This window comes from Mycoplana dimorpha (genome assembly GCF_003046475.1).
GTDB lineage: Bacteria > Pseudomonadota > Alphaproteobacteria > Rhizobiales > Rhizobiaceae > Mycoplana > Mycoplana dimorpha.
The window spans coordinates 161762-176714 of record NZ_PZZZ01000002.1 but is presented as its reverse complement, the minus strand read 5'-3'; the positions used below and the strand labels follow the sequence as shown (position 1 = coordinate 176714).

Annotated in this window: 14 protein-coding genes; 8 read left to right on the top strand and 6 right to left on the bottom strand. The window is 65.3% G+C overall.

The window, feature by feature from the left end; genetic code table 11:
• Positions 1-14 precede the first annotated feature (14 nt).
• Genes C7449_RS04380 through C7449_RS04360 form a run of 5 tightly spaced genes read left to right on the top strand, consistent with a single transcriptional unit; the run spans position 15 to position 5580 of the window.
• Positions 15-713, top strand: coding sequence for a CpaD family pilus assembly protein (locus C7449_RS04380; RefSeq protein WP_108001576.1), 699 nt, complete (start codon positions 15-17; stop codon positions 711-713).
• A gap of 49 nt (positions 714-762) precedes the next feature.
• The gene (locus C7449_RS04375) at positions 763-2052 is read left to right on the top strand and encodes an AAA family ATPase (protein ID WP_108001575.1); all 1290 of its coding nucleotides are present in this window, start codon (positions 763-765) and stop codon (positions 2050-2052) included.
• A 38-nt stretch (positions 2053-2090) separates the two neighbouring features.
• Positions 2091-3566, top strand: coding sequence for a CpaF family protein (locus C7449_RS04370; protein WP_108001574.1), 1476 nt, complete (start codon positions 2091-2093; stop codon positions 3564-3566).
• Positions 3567-3576: 10 nt separating this feature from the next.
• Positions 3577-4587, top strand: coding sequence for a type II secretion system F family protein (locus C7449_RS04365; RefSeq protein WP_108001573.1), 1011 nt, complete (start codon positions 3577-3579; stop codon positions 4585-4587).
• A 9-nt stretch (positions 4588-4596) separates the two neighbouring features.
• Positions 4597-5580, top strand: a complete 984-nt coding sequence (locus C7449_RS04360) for a type II secretion system F family protein (protein WP_374828145.1) — start codon at positions 4597-4599, stop codon at positions 5578-5580.
• A gap of 4 nt (positions 5581-5584) precedes the next feature.
• On the opposite strand, the gene C7449_RS04355 is transcribed toward C7449_RS04360, so the two are convergent.
• Entirely contained in the window at positions 5585-6142 is a 558-nt protein-coding gene (locus C7449_RS04355; RefSeq protein ID WP_108001572.1) for a fused DSP-PTPase phosphatase/NAD kinase-like protein, read from the bottom strand.
• A gap of 72 nt (positions 6143-6214) precedes the next feature.
• Positions 6215-6994, bottom strand: coding sequence for a tetratricopeptide repeat protein (locus tag C7449_RS04350; protein ID WP_108002049.1), 780 nt, complete (start codon positions 6992-6994; stop codon positions 6215-6217).
• Between the two features lie 180 nt (positions 6995-7174).
• Here C7449_RS04350 and C7449_RS04345 point away from each other — a divergent pair, with 180 nt between their 5' ends.
• From C7449_RS04345 to C7449_RS04335, 3 genes are all read left to right on the top strand, one after another.
• On the top strand, positions 7175-8566 hold the full coding sequence (locus C7449_RS04345) for a leucyl aminopeptidase family protein (protein ID WP_108001571.1): 1392 nt from the start codon (positions 7175-7177) through the stop codon (positions 8564-8566).
• A 111-nt stretch (positions 8567-8677) separates the two neighbouring features.
• Complete coding sequence (locus C7449_RS04340; protein ID WP_108001570.1) at positions 8678-9028, top strand: MarR family transcriptional regulator; 351 nt, start codon at positions 8678-8680, stop codon at positions 9026-9028.
• A 7-nt stretch (positions 9029-9035) separates the two neighbouring features.
• The gene (locus C7449_RS04335; RefSeq protein WP_108001569.1) at positions 9036-9890 is read left to right on the top strand and encodes a C40 family peptidase; all 855 of its coding nucleotides are present in this window, start codon (positions 9036-9038) and stop codon (positions 9888-9890) included.
• Positions 9891-10054: 164 nt separating this feature from the next.
• Here C7449_RS04335 and C7449_RS04330 read toward each other — a convergent pair whose 3' ends face one another.
• From C7449_RS04330 to C7449_RS04315, 4 genes are read right to left on the bottom strand one after another with little or no spacing between them, the layout of a single operon-like run.
• Positions 10055-11014: a 2-hydroxyacid dehydrogenase gene (locus tag C7449_RS04330; RefSeq protein ID WP_108002048.1), complete on the bottom strand. Its 960-nt coding sequence runs from the start codon at positions 11012-11014 to the stop codon at positions 10055-10057.
• Positions 11015-11041: 27 nt separating this feature from the next.
• Positions 11042-12682 (bottom strand): ABC transporter ATP-binding protein, encoded by a 1641-nt coding sequence (locus C7449_RS04325; RefSeq protein WP_108001568.1) that lies wholly within the window; start codon positions 12680-12682, stop codon positions 11042-11044.
• An 8-nt stretch (positions 12683-12690) separates the two neighbouring features.
• The gene (locus tag C7449_RS04320) at positions 12691-13836 is read right to left on the bottom strand and encodes an ABC transporter permease (protein WP_108001567.1); all 1146 of its coding nucleotides are present in this window, start codon (positions 13834-13836) and stop codon (positions 12691-12693) included.
• A complete protein-coding gene (locus C7449_RS04315; protein ID WP_108001566.1) occupies positions 13836-14918 on the bottom strand; it encodes a microcin C ABC transporter permease YejB in 1083 nt (360 codons plus the stop codon). The genes C7449_RS04320 and C7449_RS04315 overlap by 1 nt, the downstream gene beginning before the upstream one ends.
• Between the last annotated feature and the right edge of the window lie 35 nt (positions 14919-14953).

Below are 14953 nucleotides of genomic sequence, written 5' to 3'. Positions count from 1 at the left end.
CCGGGGACAAGGACATGACCGCACCCAGACGCTTCCAGGGCCGCCTCGAAAGGCTCCGCCGCCAGTCCCTCAACCGCCTGCTGCCGACGGCAATCGTCCTTTCGGCGGCCTTGCTGGCGGGCTGCGCCTCGAAGGATGCGGTCACGACCGCGGCCATTCCCGACGATTACCGCACCCGGCATCCGATCGTGCTGACCGAGGCCGAACATGTGCTGGACGTGCCGGTCGCTTCCGGCGACCGCGCGCTGACCATGTCGGTGCGCGATAACATTCGCGGCTTCGCCCAGGACTACGCCTCGAAATCGAAGGGAACGGTGCAGATCATGGTGCCGAGGGGTTCGGCGAATGCCGGGGCTGCCGCCGTGCTGCGCAAGGATGTCCGCGCGACCCTGGTGAACGCGGGTGTGCCGAACCGACGCATCATCGAGACGGGCTATCAAGCCGCCGGCTCGGGCGACGCGGCCCCGATCCGGCTCGCCTTCGTATCGACCACCGCCGTGACCAACCCCTGCGGCCAGTGGCCGGAGGATCTGGCAGTCAACACGATCGAGAACCGGCAGTATTACAATTTCGGCTGCGCCACCCAGGCGAACCTGGCCGCGCAGATCGCCAATCCGATGGATCTCGTCGGCCCGCGCGGCATGACGCCGATCGACGCCGAGCGACGGGCGACGGCGATCCAGGACTACCGCGATGACGGAACGCGCTTCTGAGGGAACCGGTCGCCACGATCGTTCTGGCGACGAGGATAGGGCTTGAGAGATGACGAGCATCGAATACGGCATTGAGGCGCGGCTTTCATTCGACGCCTACCCCGACGAAGGCGGCCGCTCCGGCGAGCTCGACCACGTGCGCCCGCTGCCGCGCATCTCGATCCACGCGTTCTGCGAGAGCGAGGAGATGCAGCAGACGATGGAGCGTTGCGCGGGCGATCGCCGCATGGCCAAGGTCAGCCTGCGCATCAACAACGGCAGTATCCAGGCGGCAGCCAACATGTTCGCCTCGGCGCCGACGCCCAACCTCATCGTCCTGGAAACCTCGAGCCATCCCGCCGCACTGCTGGGCGAGCTGGCGCCGCTTGCCGAGGTTTGCGACCCGAGCACCAAGGTCGTGATCATCGGCCACCACAACGACATCGCGCTCTATCGCGAGCTGATCCGCAACGGCATCTCGGAATACCTGGTGGCGCCGGTGAGCATGGCCGAGATCCTCAACACCATTGCCGCCATCTTCGTCGATCCCGACTCCGAGCCGCTCGGCCGCACCATAGCTTTCATCGGCGCCAAGGGCGGGGTCGGCTCGTCGACCATCGCCCACAACTGCGCCTGGGACATCTCCAATCTGTTTTCGACCGAAGTGGTGCTCGCCGACCTGGACCTTCCATTCGGCACGGCCAATATCGACTTCGACCAGGATCCGGCGCAGGGCATGGCCGAGGCCGTCTATACGCCCGAGCGGCTGGACGAGGTGTTCCTCGACCGGCTGCTGGCGAAATGCTCCGAACACCTGTCCTTGCTGGCGGCGCCCTCGACGCTCGACCGCGGCTACGATCTCGAGCGCGGATCCTTCCAGCCGATGCTGGAGGTCCTGCAGCGCAGCGCCCCCGTCAATGTTCTCGACGTGCCGCACGCCTGGTCGGAGTGGACCCGCGCGCTGCTCGGCGAGGTCGACGAGGTGGTCGTGACCGCCGTTCCCGATCTCGCCAACCTGCGCAACACGAAGAACATGTTCGACGCGCTGAAGAAGCTCCGCCCGAACGACCGTCCGCCCCACCTGATCCTCAACCAGGTCGGCATGCCGAAGCGGCCGGAGATCGCGCCCAGCGACTTCTGCGAGCCCCTGGAGATCCAGCCGATCGCGATCATCCCGTTTGATGCGCAGCTGTTCGGAACGGCTGCCAACAGCGGACGGATGATCGCCGAGGTCGACAAGAAATCGCCCGCGGCGGAGACCTTCGCGCAGATCGCGCACGTGGTCACGGGACGGGCGACCGTCAAGAAACCGAAGAAGGGCGGCCTCGGCAAGATGCTGGGCATGCTCGGCCGAAAGTGAGGCCACCCAGGCCCCGGCAGACAACTGGATGAAATGGCATGTTTGGTAGACGCGGAAACGAAGGCTTCGGAAAGAGTGGCGGGCACAGCCCGGTGCCGCAGGCCATGCCTGCGACCGTTCCCGTCGAGCGCGCGGTAACGGACGCGGCTGCGCCGGTGCGGGAAAGCATCGCCGTAGCAGTGGCGCCGTCGGCACCGCCGCCTTCGCCGATCGCCCGCAAGCGTTCGCCGCGCACCGAGGACTATTACGACACCAAGTCACAGGTCTTTTCGGCGCTGATCGACACGATCGACCTGTCGCAGCTCGCCAAGCTCGATACCGAGAGCGCGCGCGAGGAAATCCGCGACATCGTCAACGACATCATCACCATCAAGAACTTCGCGATGTCGATCTCCGAGCAGGAGGAACTGCTCGACGACATTTGCAACGACGTCCTCGGTTATGGTCCGCTGGAGCCGTTGCTGGCCCGCGACGACATCGCCGACATCATGGTCAACGGCGCCGGCAAGACCTACATCGAGGTCGCCGGCAAGGTCCAGGAGTCCGAGATCCGGTTCCGCGACAACGCCCAGTTGCTTTCGATCTGCCAGCGCATCGTCAGCCAGGTGGGCCGCCGCGTCGACGAATCAAGCCCGATCTGCGACGCGCGCCTTCCGGATGGCTCGCGCGTCAACGTGATCGCCCCGCCCCTCGCCATCGACGGTACCGCGCTCACCATCCGCAAGTTCAAGAAGGACAAGCTGACGCTCGACCAGCTCGTCAAGTTCGGTTCGATCACGCCGGAGGGCGCGACGCTGCTGCAGATCATTGGGCGCGTGCGCTGCAACCTCGTCATCTCGGGCGGCACCGGCTCGGGCAAGACCACCCTGCTCAACTGCATGACCCGCTACATCGACGCCGACGAGCGGGTCATCACCTGCGAGGACTCGGCCGAACTGCAGCTGCAGCAGCCGCACGTCGTGCGCCTTGAAACTCGCCCGCCCAACATCGAGGGCGAGGGCGAAATCACCATGCGCGATCTGATCAAGAACTGCCTGCGCATGCGGCCGGAGCGGATCATCGTCGGCGAAGTGCGCGGACCGGAGGTCTTCGACCTGCTGCAGGCCATGAACACCGGCCACGACGGCTCGATGGGCACGATCCACGCCAACTCGCCGCGCGAGTGCCTGAGCCGCATGGAATCGATGATCGCGATGGGCGGCTACACGCTGCCCGCCAAGACGGTGCGCGAGATCATCGCCGGGTCGGTCGACGTCATCATCCAGGCCTCGCGCCTGCGCGACGGCTCGCGCCGCATCACCCACATCACCGAGGTGGTCGGCATGGAGGGCGACGTCATCGTCACCCAGGATCTGATGCGCTTCGAGATCGAAGGCGAGGACGCCAATGGCAGGATCATCGGCCGCCATTCCGGCACCGGCATCGGCAAGCCGCATTTCTGGGACCGGGCGCGCTACTTCAACGAGGACAAGCGTCTGGCGGCGACGCTCGACATGATGGAAAAGCCGCAATAGCGGGGCGCGGATGTTCGGACTGGATATCACCATCGTCGCGATCATAGGCCTGGCGGCACTGGCCGCCGGCACGCTCGGATATGCCCTGCTGTTTTCGAGCATCGAAACCGAGAAGAAGGCGGAAAGTCGCGTCAAGCGGGTGAAGGCCGCCGAGACCGACCAGACCAAGGTCAAGGCGGCGCGCGACCGCATGCAGGAGATGTCGAAGCGGCGGAAGTCCTTGCAGGATTCGCTCAAGGATCTGGAGAAGAAGCAGCAGGAACATCACAAGAAGACTTCTCCGAGCCTGAAGGCGAAGCTGTCACAGGCAGGTCTGCCATTGTCGCCTGCGAAGTTTGTGGCGATCGGCATCGCCTTCGGCTTCTTCCTGATGATCGCGGCCTTCGTCGCCGGCGCGCCGCTGTTTCTTGCGGCCGGAATCTTCGTCATCGCTGGTTTTGGGATTCCGCGCTGGGTCCTCAATTTTCTGGTCAAGCGCCGCATGAACTCGTTCCTCGAGGAGTTCCCCAACTCGCTCGACGTGATGGTGCGGTCGATCAAGTCGGGCCTGCCGCTCACCGACGCGCTGCGTCTTATCGCGGCGGAGGGCCAGGAGCCGGTGAAGTCGGAGTTTCGGCGCGTCATCGAATCGCAGCAGATGGGTCTGAGCGTGCCTGACGCCTGCGCACGCATGTTCACCTCCATCCCGTTGCAGGAGGTGAACTTCTTCTCGATCGTGATCGCGATCCAGAGCCAGGCGGGCGGCAATCTTTCCGAAGCGCTCAGCAACCTGTCGCGGGTGCTGCGCGAACGGCGCAAGATGCGCGCCAAGATCAGTGCGATGTCGATGGAGGCCAAGGCGTCGGCGGCGATCATCGGCGCCTTGCCGTTCATCGTCATGCTGCTCGTCTATCTGACCTCGCCGGACTACATCATGATCCTCTTCACCGATCCGCGTGGACATCTGATCCTCGGCTGCTCGGCCGTGTGGATGTCCATGGGCATTCTGATGATGCGCAACATGATCAACTTCGATATCTGAAGGAGCGGCATGATGTTGGACTTTGCCAGGATGCTGACAGATCCGGACCTCCTGCTGCCGGTGTTCGTCGCCGTCGCGGTGCTCGCGACCTTCTACACGCTTGCTGCGCCGTATTTCGAGGGCAGCGACCTCGGCAAGCGAATGAAATCGGTGGCGCTGGAGCGCGACCAGATCCGGGCCCGCGAACGCGCCCGGCTGAGCGCCGAAGGGACGGGGAAGGGTTCGCTGCGGGCGCAGCACAACACCTCGGTTCGCCAGATCGTTGAACGGTTGAACCTGCGCGAGGCACTCGTCGACGCCGGCACCGTCAACCGCCTGCGCCAGGCAGGTTACCGGTCGCAGAACGCGCTTAACATCTTCCTGTTCGCCCGTTTCGTGCTGCCGTTCGCCTTCTTCGCCGTCGGCGCCTTCTACATTTTCTACCTCGGCTATCTTGGCGAAAAGCCGCTGTCGATCCGCATCCTGGCAGCCGTCGGGATCGCCTATCTCGGCTTCTATGCGCCGAACATCTACATCTCCAACCGGGTTTCCAAGCGCCAGCTGTCGATCCGCCGGGCCTGGCCGGATGCGCTCGACCTGCTGCTGATCTGCGTCGAATCCGGTATCTCGATGGAGGTGGCGCTGCGGCGGGTGGCCGACGAGATCGCCATGGCATCGCCCGAACTTGCCGAGGAGCTGGTGCTGACGACGGCGGAGCTCTCCTTCCTGCAGGACCGGCGGGTCGCCTATGAAAATCTCGGCACGCGCACCGGCCTCGACACCGTCAAGGCGGTGATGCAGGCGCTGATCCAGGCCGAGCGCTACGGCACGCCGATCGCCCAGGCGCTGCGCGTACTGGCACAGGAGAGCCGCGACACGCGCATGAACGAAGCCGAGAAGAAGGCCGCCGCCCTGCCGCCGAAGCTGACGGTGCCGATGATCGTGTTCTTCCTGCCTGTGTTGATCGCCGTGATTCTGGGCCCCGCCGGCATCCAGGTCGCCGACAATTTCTGATCGGTCAGTTCGAAAGCCCGAAAAGCTTCTCCAGATTTTCCCAGGTCTCGTCCATCGCATAGGGACCGAGGAACGGCAGGCCGATGTGGCCATAGATCAGAGACAGCTGCCGTTCGGCAGTCTGCTCGTCCGCCTTGGCGATCTGCTGCAGATACATGACCGAGGCCAGGCCGGAGCGGTCCGAGCCTGCCTGGCAATGAACGAGTATGGGCTTTTGCGCGTTGCGCATGATCGCGATCAGCGCTTTGCTTCGTTCTGGCGAAAGCTGATTCCGGGCCGACATCCTAAAATCCACGTGCCGGATTCCGAGGCGCTTGGACTCTGCGATCTCCTGGCTGTACCAATCGTCGTCGCTGGTACCGCGCAGGTTGATCACCGTCTTGATGCCATAGCGATTTGCGTAATCGGCGAGCTGCGCTGCAGTGGGCTGGCCGGAGCGATAAAACTCGCCGGCGATGACCTCGTGGAAATTCCCGGAGAGCTTCAGGTAGCCGAGGTACAGTCCGATGGACAGCAGGGCGGCGCCGGCCAGGGCACTCGCTCGCAACAGAATACGGCGCATCGAACACCCCCTCGCTCGTGGAGGCTGTCATCATATGCGGTTGTGCGATTTTAGGATAGTGGGCCCGACCGTTCAATTGGTGGCGGAGGTCGGCCTGTCCTGATCTGCCAGCTGCTTCCAGGCGTTTTGCTGCGAAAGCATGCCGCGCAGATAGGCGACGTTGGCCTCGGCCTGTTCGGCGCTCAGCTCCTGCCGTGCGATCTGTTCGGCCTCCTCGAAACGGCCCTGCAGGCCGACCGTCAGGGCGAGGTTCTGCCGGACGCTGGACTCCGCGCCGGGCTGCTGCGCGGCCGATCGCAGGTAGGTCTCCGCCGTGCGGAGATCGCGGGTGAGTACATAGGACATGCCGAGGTTGGACAGCACGGAGGGTTCGTTCGGCTGCAGGTCAAGAGCCTCGCGGTAGCGCACCCGCGCCTCGGCGGAGCGGCCGAGCTGGTCCAGGATCGCGCCCTCGGCCGATCGCAACCGCCAGTCAGGGCGGTCCGGCGTCTGCGCCCGCTGGATGGTGGCGAGCGCCTGCTGCAGCTGGCCGGCTGCGGCCTGCGACTTCCCGTAGGCGGCGAGCACCTCGCGATCGGTCGGGTGGAAGATCGCGACCTGCTGCATGACGGCGAGCGACTGCTCGTTGCGGCCTGTCATGCGCAGAAGATTGGCGTATTCCAATCCGGCTCGGCGATCCTTGGGGTTCTTCTCGTAGGCCTTTCCGATCCTTTCCGCCGCCCGGCTCAGTTCGCTGGCGTTCATTTCCGAAACCGGCTTCGACTGCATCGGAATGGATCCCGTTTGCAGATTGTCACGACCGCCGCCGGCGCAGCCGGCGAGTGTCACGGCCAAAAGCGTGGCCGTGACCATTGAAAGCAGCTTGCGGCCAGACGTTCCTGCATGGGTGGAGCAGAGCATGAAAATGTTCCCCAGAGCACCGTTGCGGCGAGTGTGACGGAATCACGCCGCAATCCTCACGCCAGAAATATTCTGTTAACCCTAACAGACCGTTAATCCGCCGAATCCCGGACCGACCGCAAAGGCTCTGCCATGGCTCCCTACCAGTTCATCGATCGCCCCTCCCCGTTCACCACCCGTGCCGGAAAGACCCTGCCGATCTTCGCGATCACGCCGGCGCATATCGAGACCGGCACGATCGACCCGGTGGCGCTCGACTGGGCCAGGAAGGCGGGCTTCAAGGCGGAAGCGGGCGCGCTGCTGCTGATTCCGACCGCGGACGGGCATCTCGGGGGAGCCCTGTTCGGCCTCGGCAAGTCGCCCTCCGAAGCGCCGTTCCTGACCGGAAAGCTCGCCCGTGCCCTGCCGGCCGGCCAGTGGCACATCGAGACGGCGCCGCTGACGGCCAACCGGCTGTCGCTCGGTTACGGCATGGGAAGCTACCGCTTCGACCGCTACCGGGCGGCAACGAACGACGCGCCGACCCTGCTGATTCCGACGGACGCCGATGCCGCCGACGTCAAGCGCCAGCTCGCCGGCGTCTTCCTGGTCCGCGACCTGATCAACACGCCGACGAACGACATGGGACCGCAGGCACTGGAGGAAGCCTTCCGCGCGCTCGGCGAGCATTACAAGGCGAAGGTCTCGGTCATCCAGGGCGACGACCTCCTGAAGGAGAATTTCCCGTTGATCCACACTGTCGGCCGCGCCGCCGCCGAAGCACCGCGCCTGCTGGAGATGCGCTGGGGCAAGAAAGGGCATCGCAAGGTGACGCTGGTCGGCAAGGGGGTATGCTTTGATACCGGCGGCCTCGACATCAAGCCATCCGCCTCGATGCTGCTGATGAAGAAGGACATGGGCGGTGCTGCGAACGTCATGGGCCTGGCGCTGATGATCATGGACGCCAAGCTGAAGGTCGATTTGCGCGTGCTGGTGCCGGCGGTCGAGAACTCCATCTCCTCGAACGCCTTCCGGCCGGGCGACATCTATCGCAGCCGCAAGGGGCTGACGGTGCAGATCGACAATACCGACGCCGAGGGCCGCCTCATCCTGGCCGATGCGCTCGCCTATGCCGACGAGGAGGACTGCGACCTGCTGGTCGACATGGCGACGCTGACGGGCGCGGCCCGGGTCGCGCTCGGGCCCGACCTTCCGCCGTTCTTCACCGACGACGAGGACCTGGCGCATGACCTGGTCGACGCGAGCCTCTCCGTCGACGATCCGATATGGCGCATGCCGCTCTACATGGGTTACGACAAGGACGTCTCGGCCCGCATCGCCGACCTCACCAATGCGCCAGCCGGCGGCATGGCCGGCTCGATCACCGCTGCCCTGTTCCTCAAGCGCTTCGTGACGCGAACGAAGAGCTGGGTGCATTTCGACATCTACGGCTGGACGCCGGCCGAGCGTCCGCATGCGCCGATCGGCGGCGAGGCACAGGCGATCCGGGCCCTTTACCACAGCCTGAAATCGACAGCCGGCTAACAGCATCGCCGACAGGCGTACCGGCGAACGCGGCCAAATGCATTGCGGACTTTCAAAGCGTGCAACGATACGCTAGCGTAACGACATCGTCCTGTCCTTGCGGAGGCTGACTTGCCAGTGGAACTTACGGCCTCGCAGGCGCTCGGCCTCTGGCATGCCGTTTCGCTGGAACAAGTGCGCCACGACGGCCGGGATCTGAGCCTGCGCCAGCTGGCGATCCTGCTCGAAGTCTATCTCGTGCCGCCGCCGCACACGGTGCGGGGACTGGCCGAGCGGCTCGGGGTGACCAAGCCCGTGATCACGCGCGCGCTCGACACGATGGGTGAGCAAGGATTGGTCGACCGCAGCCGCGATGAGCGCGACCGGCGCAACGTCCTCGTCAAGCGCACCGTCGACGGCGCGCTCTATCTGGAAAAGCTCGGCGACCTGATCATCGGTCGGGGCCGGGCGCTGACATCATGAGAAGGCCATGAACGCTCCGCCTGACCGCCGCCTGAACGCCTATCGTGCAGACCTCGCAGAGGAGGCGCTGCGCGGCACGGTCGACGCGCCTCGCTACACGATGGGGACGCCGGCGCGGGTCACCTTGCCGGTGATCGGGCTGAGGCCACGCCCCGATGCGGCGGCCGGGATCGACACCGAACTCCTGTACGGCGAGACCGTGCGGGTGCTCGACCGAGCCGGCGGCTGGGCCTGGGTCAAGGCGGATTTCGACGGCTACGTCGGCTATCTGCCGGAAACGGCTCTCTCCGAGCGCGCCCCCGCGCCGACCCACGTCATCGCCACGCCACGGACTTTCGCCTACACCGGCGCCGACCTTCGGACACCCGCGGCCTTTGCGCTCTCCCTTGGTAGCCGGCTAACTGTCTTTGGCGAGAGCGAAACCCGTGGCACGCGTTACCTCACGCTGGAGAGCGGCCAGTCTGTCGTCGCGGGCCATTGCGCGCCGGTCGACCATCCGATCGGCGACGACTACGTCGCGATCGCCGAGCGGTTTCTGGAAACGCCCTACCTCTGGGGTGGCCGCAGCGGCTTCGGGATCGACTGCTCCGGCCTCGTCCAGCTTGCGATGATGATGGTCGGGCGCCGGGCACCGCGCGATTCCGACATGCAGGCCGCCGGGCTGGGCACGCCGATCGGCCGCGACGAACTCGTGCGCGGCGACCTGGTGTTCTGGAAGGGCCATGTGGCGATCATGCAGGACGAGAAGACCATCCTGCACGCCAACGGCCACACGATGAGCGTCGCGCACGAAGGCCTGGAGGAGGCCATCACGCGCATCGGCTGGCTGTACCAGCAACCGACCGGCTATCGGCGGCCCTGACTTTTGCGCCGCAGAGCGGGCGCTTGCCGGATACCGGCTCAGGCCGGCATCCGAAATATTGCAGGCGCGCACTGGAGCATTGCGCGATTCTTCAGACCCGGTTGCGATGCGTCGGAACTTTGGTTCCTCGCACGTTTGTCGGAGCCGCTCTTTCGCAGGATGCTTCAGTAACCCGCTTGGCGGTCGACGACGTTTTCCAGCGCCTGACCGTTCTCAAGCCGCTCGATCTGCCGGCCGACATGGGCAAACAGCGCCCTGACGTCGGACGCGGCAGCGGCGTGCGGGGTCATGAACACCTTTTCGTGCGTCCACAGCCGGCTTTCCAGCGGCAGTGGTTCCTTTTCGAACACGTCGAGCGAGGCTCCGCCGAGCACGCCGCTATCGAGCGCCGCAAGAATGTCCGCCTCGACCTGGCTGCCGCCCCTGCCTGCGTTGACGAAGACCGGGGCGCCGAGCGCGCCATTGCGCCGCAGCTTCGCAAAGAGGCCGGCATTGAAGAGGCCGCGGGTCTCAGCCGTTAGCGGCAGCAGGCCGACGAGGATGTCGGTGCGGGCGAGGAAATCGTCCAGGCCGGCGGCGTCGAAGGTCTCGATGCCGTCGATCGCCTTCTTGCGCCGCGACCAGCCGACGACGTCGAAGCCGAGCATCTTCAGCTTGCTGGCCGCATCGGCGCCGAGCACGCCGAGGCCCATGATGCCGACCGTCACCTCGCGCGCCTCCGGCTGGTCGAGCTCCCGCCAGATGCGCTTCCGGTTCTGCGCCTCGTAGGCCCTGAACTGGCGAAGGTGCAGCAGGCATTGCAGCACCACCCATTCGCTCATCCGGGTCGTCAGCGTCTGGTCGACGAAGCGCACGACGGGCACCTCCGGCAATCCCGGCAGGGTCATCACGTGATCGACGCCGGCACCTCCGGAAAACACAGCCCTGAGGTCTTTCGCGCGCGAAAACAGGTCGGCGGCAGGCTTCCAGACCACCGCATAATCAATGCCGGAAAGATCCCGGGTCTTGTTTGCCGGGTGGGCGAGGTCGATCACCTCGCGATCGGCAAAGGCGCCCTTGAGGGCGGCGGCGACCTGTTCGCGATCGAACTTCAGGTCAATGATGACGGGGCTTTTCGATTTCATGCTCAAACCTGTACTGCTGGAAAACGGTTACTGATGGACGACCTCGGAGGTGACGGCGGCCAGATCGAAGGCGGCGGCCATCAGCGCCCTGGTGTAGGGCATCTCGGGCGCCGCGATGATGCGCGCGGCCGGCCCCTTCTCGACGACCTTACCGGCGCGCATGACGATGATGTCGTTGGCGAGCGCGCGCACGACCTTCAGATCGTGGCTGATGAAGAGATAGGCGAGATCGTGCCTGGCCTGCAGGTCGCGGAGCAGATCGACCACCTGCGCCTGCACGCTCATGTCGAGTGCCGAGGTCGGCTCGTCCAGCATGACGAAGCGGGGCTTGAGCACCATGGCACGCGCAATGGCGATGCGCTGGCGCTGGCCACCGGAAAATTCGTGCGGGTAGCGCCAGCGGGTGGCGGGATCGAGGCCGGTCTCCTCGAGCGCGGCTGCGACCCGGCGGTCGCGCTCGCCGGCGGTGAGCGACGGCTCGTGTATTTCCAGGCCTTCCGCCACGATGTCGGCCACCGACATGCGCGGCGACAGCGAGCCGTAAGGGTCCTGGAAGACGATCTGCATGCGGTTCCGCAAGGGCCGCATATCCTTGAACGAATACCTCGCGATATCCTTGCCGACGAAGGCGATGCGCCCTTGCGAGGCGATCATCCGCGTGAGCGCCAGGCCGAGCGTGGTCTTGCCGGAGCCGGATTCGCCGACGACGCCGAGGGTGTGACCGGCCTTCAGGCTCAGGTCGATGCCGTCGACCGCCTTCACATGGTCCACCACCTTGCGCATGAACCCGGCCTTGATCGGGAACCAGACCTTGACGTCGTCCGCCTCCATGATCACCGGCTTGGTGTCGTCCGGCGGCAGCGGCCTGCCCCGCGGCTCGGAGGCGAGCAGATGGCGGGTGTATTCGTGCTGCGGTGCGGTGAAGATCGCCTCCACCGGCCCGCTTTCGACGATCTTGCCGCCGGTCATCACGCAGACCCGGTCGGCGAACTTGCGAACGATGCCGAGGTCGTGGGTGATGAAGAGCATGGACATGCCGTGCTCGTCCTTCAGCGCCTTCAGAAGCTCGAGGATCTGTGCCTGCACGGTGACGTCGAGGGCGGTGGTCGGCTCGTCGGCGATCAGCAACTCCGGCCGGTTGGCGAGCGCCATTGCGATCATCACGCGCTGGCGCTGCCCGCCGGAGAGCTCGTGCGGGTAGGCGGAGAGGCGCTTTTCGGGTTCACGGATGCCGACCTGGTTGAGAAGCTCGAGGATGCGTGCCCGCGCCGGCGCCCCCTTCATGTTCTGGTGCAGCTCGAGGATCTCACCGATCTGGCGTTCGATCGAATGGAGCGGATTGAGCGAGGTCATCGGCTCCTGGAAGATCATGGTGATGTCGTTGCCGCGCACGGCGCGCAGTTCCGCATCGGACGCCGCCATCAGGTCGCGACCGTTGAAGGTCACCGCGCCCGAGGGATGGCTCGCTGCCGGATAGGGCAAGAGCCTGAGGATCGAGTTCGCCGTCACCGACTTGCCCGACCCCGACTCGCCGACGAGCGCCACCACCTCGCCGCGGCCGATCTCGAAGGAGACCCGATCGACGGCCAGCGACGTCTTGCCGCCCTGGTGGAAGGCGACCGAGAGGTCTTCCACGGTCAGGATCGGATCGGGCTTTTGATCTCTCATGGCGGCGCTCACCGGAAGGTCTTTCGCGGGTCGAAGGCGTCGCGAGTCGCCTCGCCGACGAAGATCAGAAGCGACAGCATCAGCGACATGATGGCGAAGGCCGTCAGCCCGAGCCACGGCGCCTGCAGGTTCTGCTTGCCCTGGGCGATCAGTTCGCCGAGCGACGGCGAGCCCGGCGGCATGCCGAAGCCGAGGAAGTCGAGCGAGGTCAGCGTGGTGATCGAGCCGGACAGGATGAAGGGCAGGAAGGTCAGCGTCGCCACCATCGCATTCGGCAACAGGTGCCGGACCATGATCGTGCCGTTGCCGACGCCGAGCGCCCGGGCGGCGTTGACGTATTCGAAGTTGCGGGCGCGCAGGAACTCAGCGCGGACGACGCCGACGAAGCCGACCCAGGAGAACAGCAGCATGATCGACAGGAGGATCCAGAAGCCGGGCGGCAGGATCGCCGAGATGATCAGCAGGATGTAGAGCACCGGCATCGACGACCAGATCTCGATGAAGCGCTGCATCAGAAGGTCGGTCCAGCCGCCGAAATAGCCCTGCACGGCGCCGGCCGAGACGCCGACGATCGCCGACGCAATGGTCAGCGCCAACCCGAACAGCACCGAAATGCGGAAGCCGTAGATGACGCGGGCGAGCACGTCGCGCGCCTGGTCGTCGGTGCCGAGCCAGTTCAGGTTGCCGACGATGCAGCCCGGATCGTCGGCGCCCATCGGATAGCCGGAGCAGCGCTCCTGCTTGCTCATCAGCCAGAAGGGCTTGGTCGGCGCGGAATGGGGGATGTTGGAGTTGGTGCTGCGGTAGGAATAGCGGATCGGCGGCCAGACCATCCAGCCGTTCGCCTCGATCTCGTCGCGGATGAAGTCGGACTTGTAGTCAGTCTCCGCCAGGAAGCCGCCGAACTTTTCTTCCGGATAGGTCACGAGCACCGGAAACAGGATCTCGCCCTTGTAGGAGGCGACGATCGGCCGGTCGTTGGCGACGAACTCGGCGCAGAGGCTGAGCCCGAACAGAACGAGGAAGATCCAGAGCGACCAGAAGCCGCGGCGGTTCGCCTTGAAGTTCTCCCAGCGCCGCCGGTTGGTGGGCGACAGGAAGCCTTTCGGCGGCGCCTCGAACGGCGCCGTGTCCGCCTCGCGCAGGGCGGCCATCAGACGTCCCTCCGCTCGAAGTCGATGCGCGGATCGACCCAGGTGTAGATGAGGTCGGAGATCAGGCTGACGAACAGGCCCATCAGCGAGAAGATGTAGAGCGTCGCAAAGACGATCGGATAGTCGCGCCGGACGACGGCGTCGTAGCCGAGGCGGCCGAGGCCGTCGAGCGAGAAGATGTATTCGATCAGCAGCGAGCCGGTGAAGAAGGCCGAGATGAAGGCGCCGGGGAAGCCGGCGATGATGATCAGCATGGCGTTGCGGAAGACGTGCCCGTAGAGCACCTGGCGATCGGTCAGGCCCTTGGCGCGGGCCGTCACCACATACTGCTTCTTGATCTCGTCGATGAACGAGTTCTTCGTCAAAAGCGTCGTCGTGGCGAAGGCCGAGAGCAGCAGCGTGATGATCGGCAGCGTCATGTGCCAGAGGTAGTCGAGCGGCTTCTGCCACCACGGCAGCTGCCAGAAATCGTCCGAGACGATGCCGCGCAGGGGGAACCAGTCGAAGAACGAGCCGCCGGCAAAGACGACGATCAACAGGATTCCGAACAGGAAGCTCGGCACCGCATAGCCGACGACGATGACGCCGGAGGTCCAGACGTCGAAGGTCGAGCCGTCGGAGACGGCCTTCTTGATGCCGAGCGGGATCGAGATCGCGTAGGACAGGATCAGGATCCAGATGCCGAGCGAGATCGACACCGGCATCTTCTGCTTGATGAGGTCGACGACCGAGGTGTTGCGGAAGAAGCTCTCGCCGAAGTCGAAGCGCAGGTAGTTGCCCATCATCGTCAGGAAGCGCTCGAGCGGCGGCTTGTCGAAGCCGAACTGCTTCTCCAGCTTGGCGATGAATTCGGGATCAAGGCCGCGGGCGCCGCGATAACCGGAAGACGCGTCCTGCGAAAAGTCCTGCAGCATGTCGCCCGAACCCGACAGCCGGTCGCCGCCGCCCTGGCTGGTCAGGTCGGAGATCACCTGCTCGACCGGGCCGCCCGGCGCGAACTGCACGACGACGAAGGAGATCGCCATGATGCCGACGATCGTCGGGATCATCAGCAGCAGGCGACGCAGGATATAGGCACCCATCAGCCAGGCCTCCGCTCAGGCACGGGTGCCTTGCC

Bases quoted from the DNA above. Each gene is read 5' to 3' on its own strand.
- C7449_RS04335 (WP_108001569.1), top strand. From the start codon at position 9,036: ATGAACGCTCCGCCTGACCGCCGCCTGAACGCCTATCGTGCAGACCTC.
- C7449_RS04330 (WP_108002048.1), bottom strand. From the start codon at position 11,014: ATGAAATCGAAAAGCCCCGTCATCATTGACCTGAAGTTCGATCGCGAA.
- C7449_RS04370 (WP_108001574.1), top strand. From the start codon at position 2,091: ATGTTTGGTAGACGCGGAAACGAAGGCTTCGGAAAGAGTGGCGGGCAC.
- C7449_RS04375 (WP_108001575.1), top strand. From the start codon at position 763: ATGACGAGCATCGAATACGGCATTGAGGCGCGGCTTTCATTCGACGCC.
- C7449_RS04315 (WP_108001566.1), bottom strand. From the start codon at position 14,918: ATGGGTGCCTATATCCTGCGTCGCCTGCTGCTGATGATCCCGACGATC.
- C7449_RS04320 (WP_108001567.1), bottom strand. From the start codon at position 13,836: ATGGCCGCCCTGCGCGAGGCGGACACGGCGCCGTTCGAGGCGCCGCCG.
- C7449_RS04365 (WP_108001573.1), top strand. From the start codon at position 3,577: ATGTTCGGACTGGATATCACCATCGTCGCGATCATAGGCCTGGCGGCA.
- C7449_RS04380 (WP_108001576.1), top strand. From the start codon at position 15: ATGACCGCACCCAGACGCTTCCAGGGCCGCCTCGAAAGGCTCCGCCGC.
- C7449_RS04350 (WP_108002049.1), bottom strand. From the start codon at position 6,994: ATGGTCACGGCCACGCTTTTGGCCGTGACACTCGCCGGCTGCGCCGGC.
- C7449_RS04325 (WP_108001568.1), bottom strand. From the start codon at position 12,682: ATGAGAGATCAAAAGCCCGATCCGATCCTGACCGTGGAAGACCTCTCG.
- C7449_RS04360 (WP_374828145.1), top strand. From the start codon at position 4,597: ATGATGTTGGACTTTGCCAGGATGCTGACAGATCCGGACCTCCTGCTG.
- C7449_RS04355 (WP_108001572.1), bottom strand. From the start codon at position 6,142: ATGCGCCGTATTCTGTTGCGAGCGAGTGCCCTGGCCGGCGCCGCCCTG.
- C7449_RS04345 (WP_108001571.1), top strand. From the start codon at position 7,175: ATGGCTCCCTACCAGTTCATCGATCGCCCCTCCCCGTTCACCACCCGT.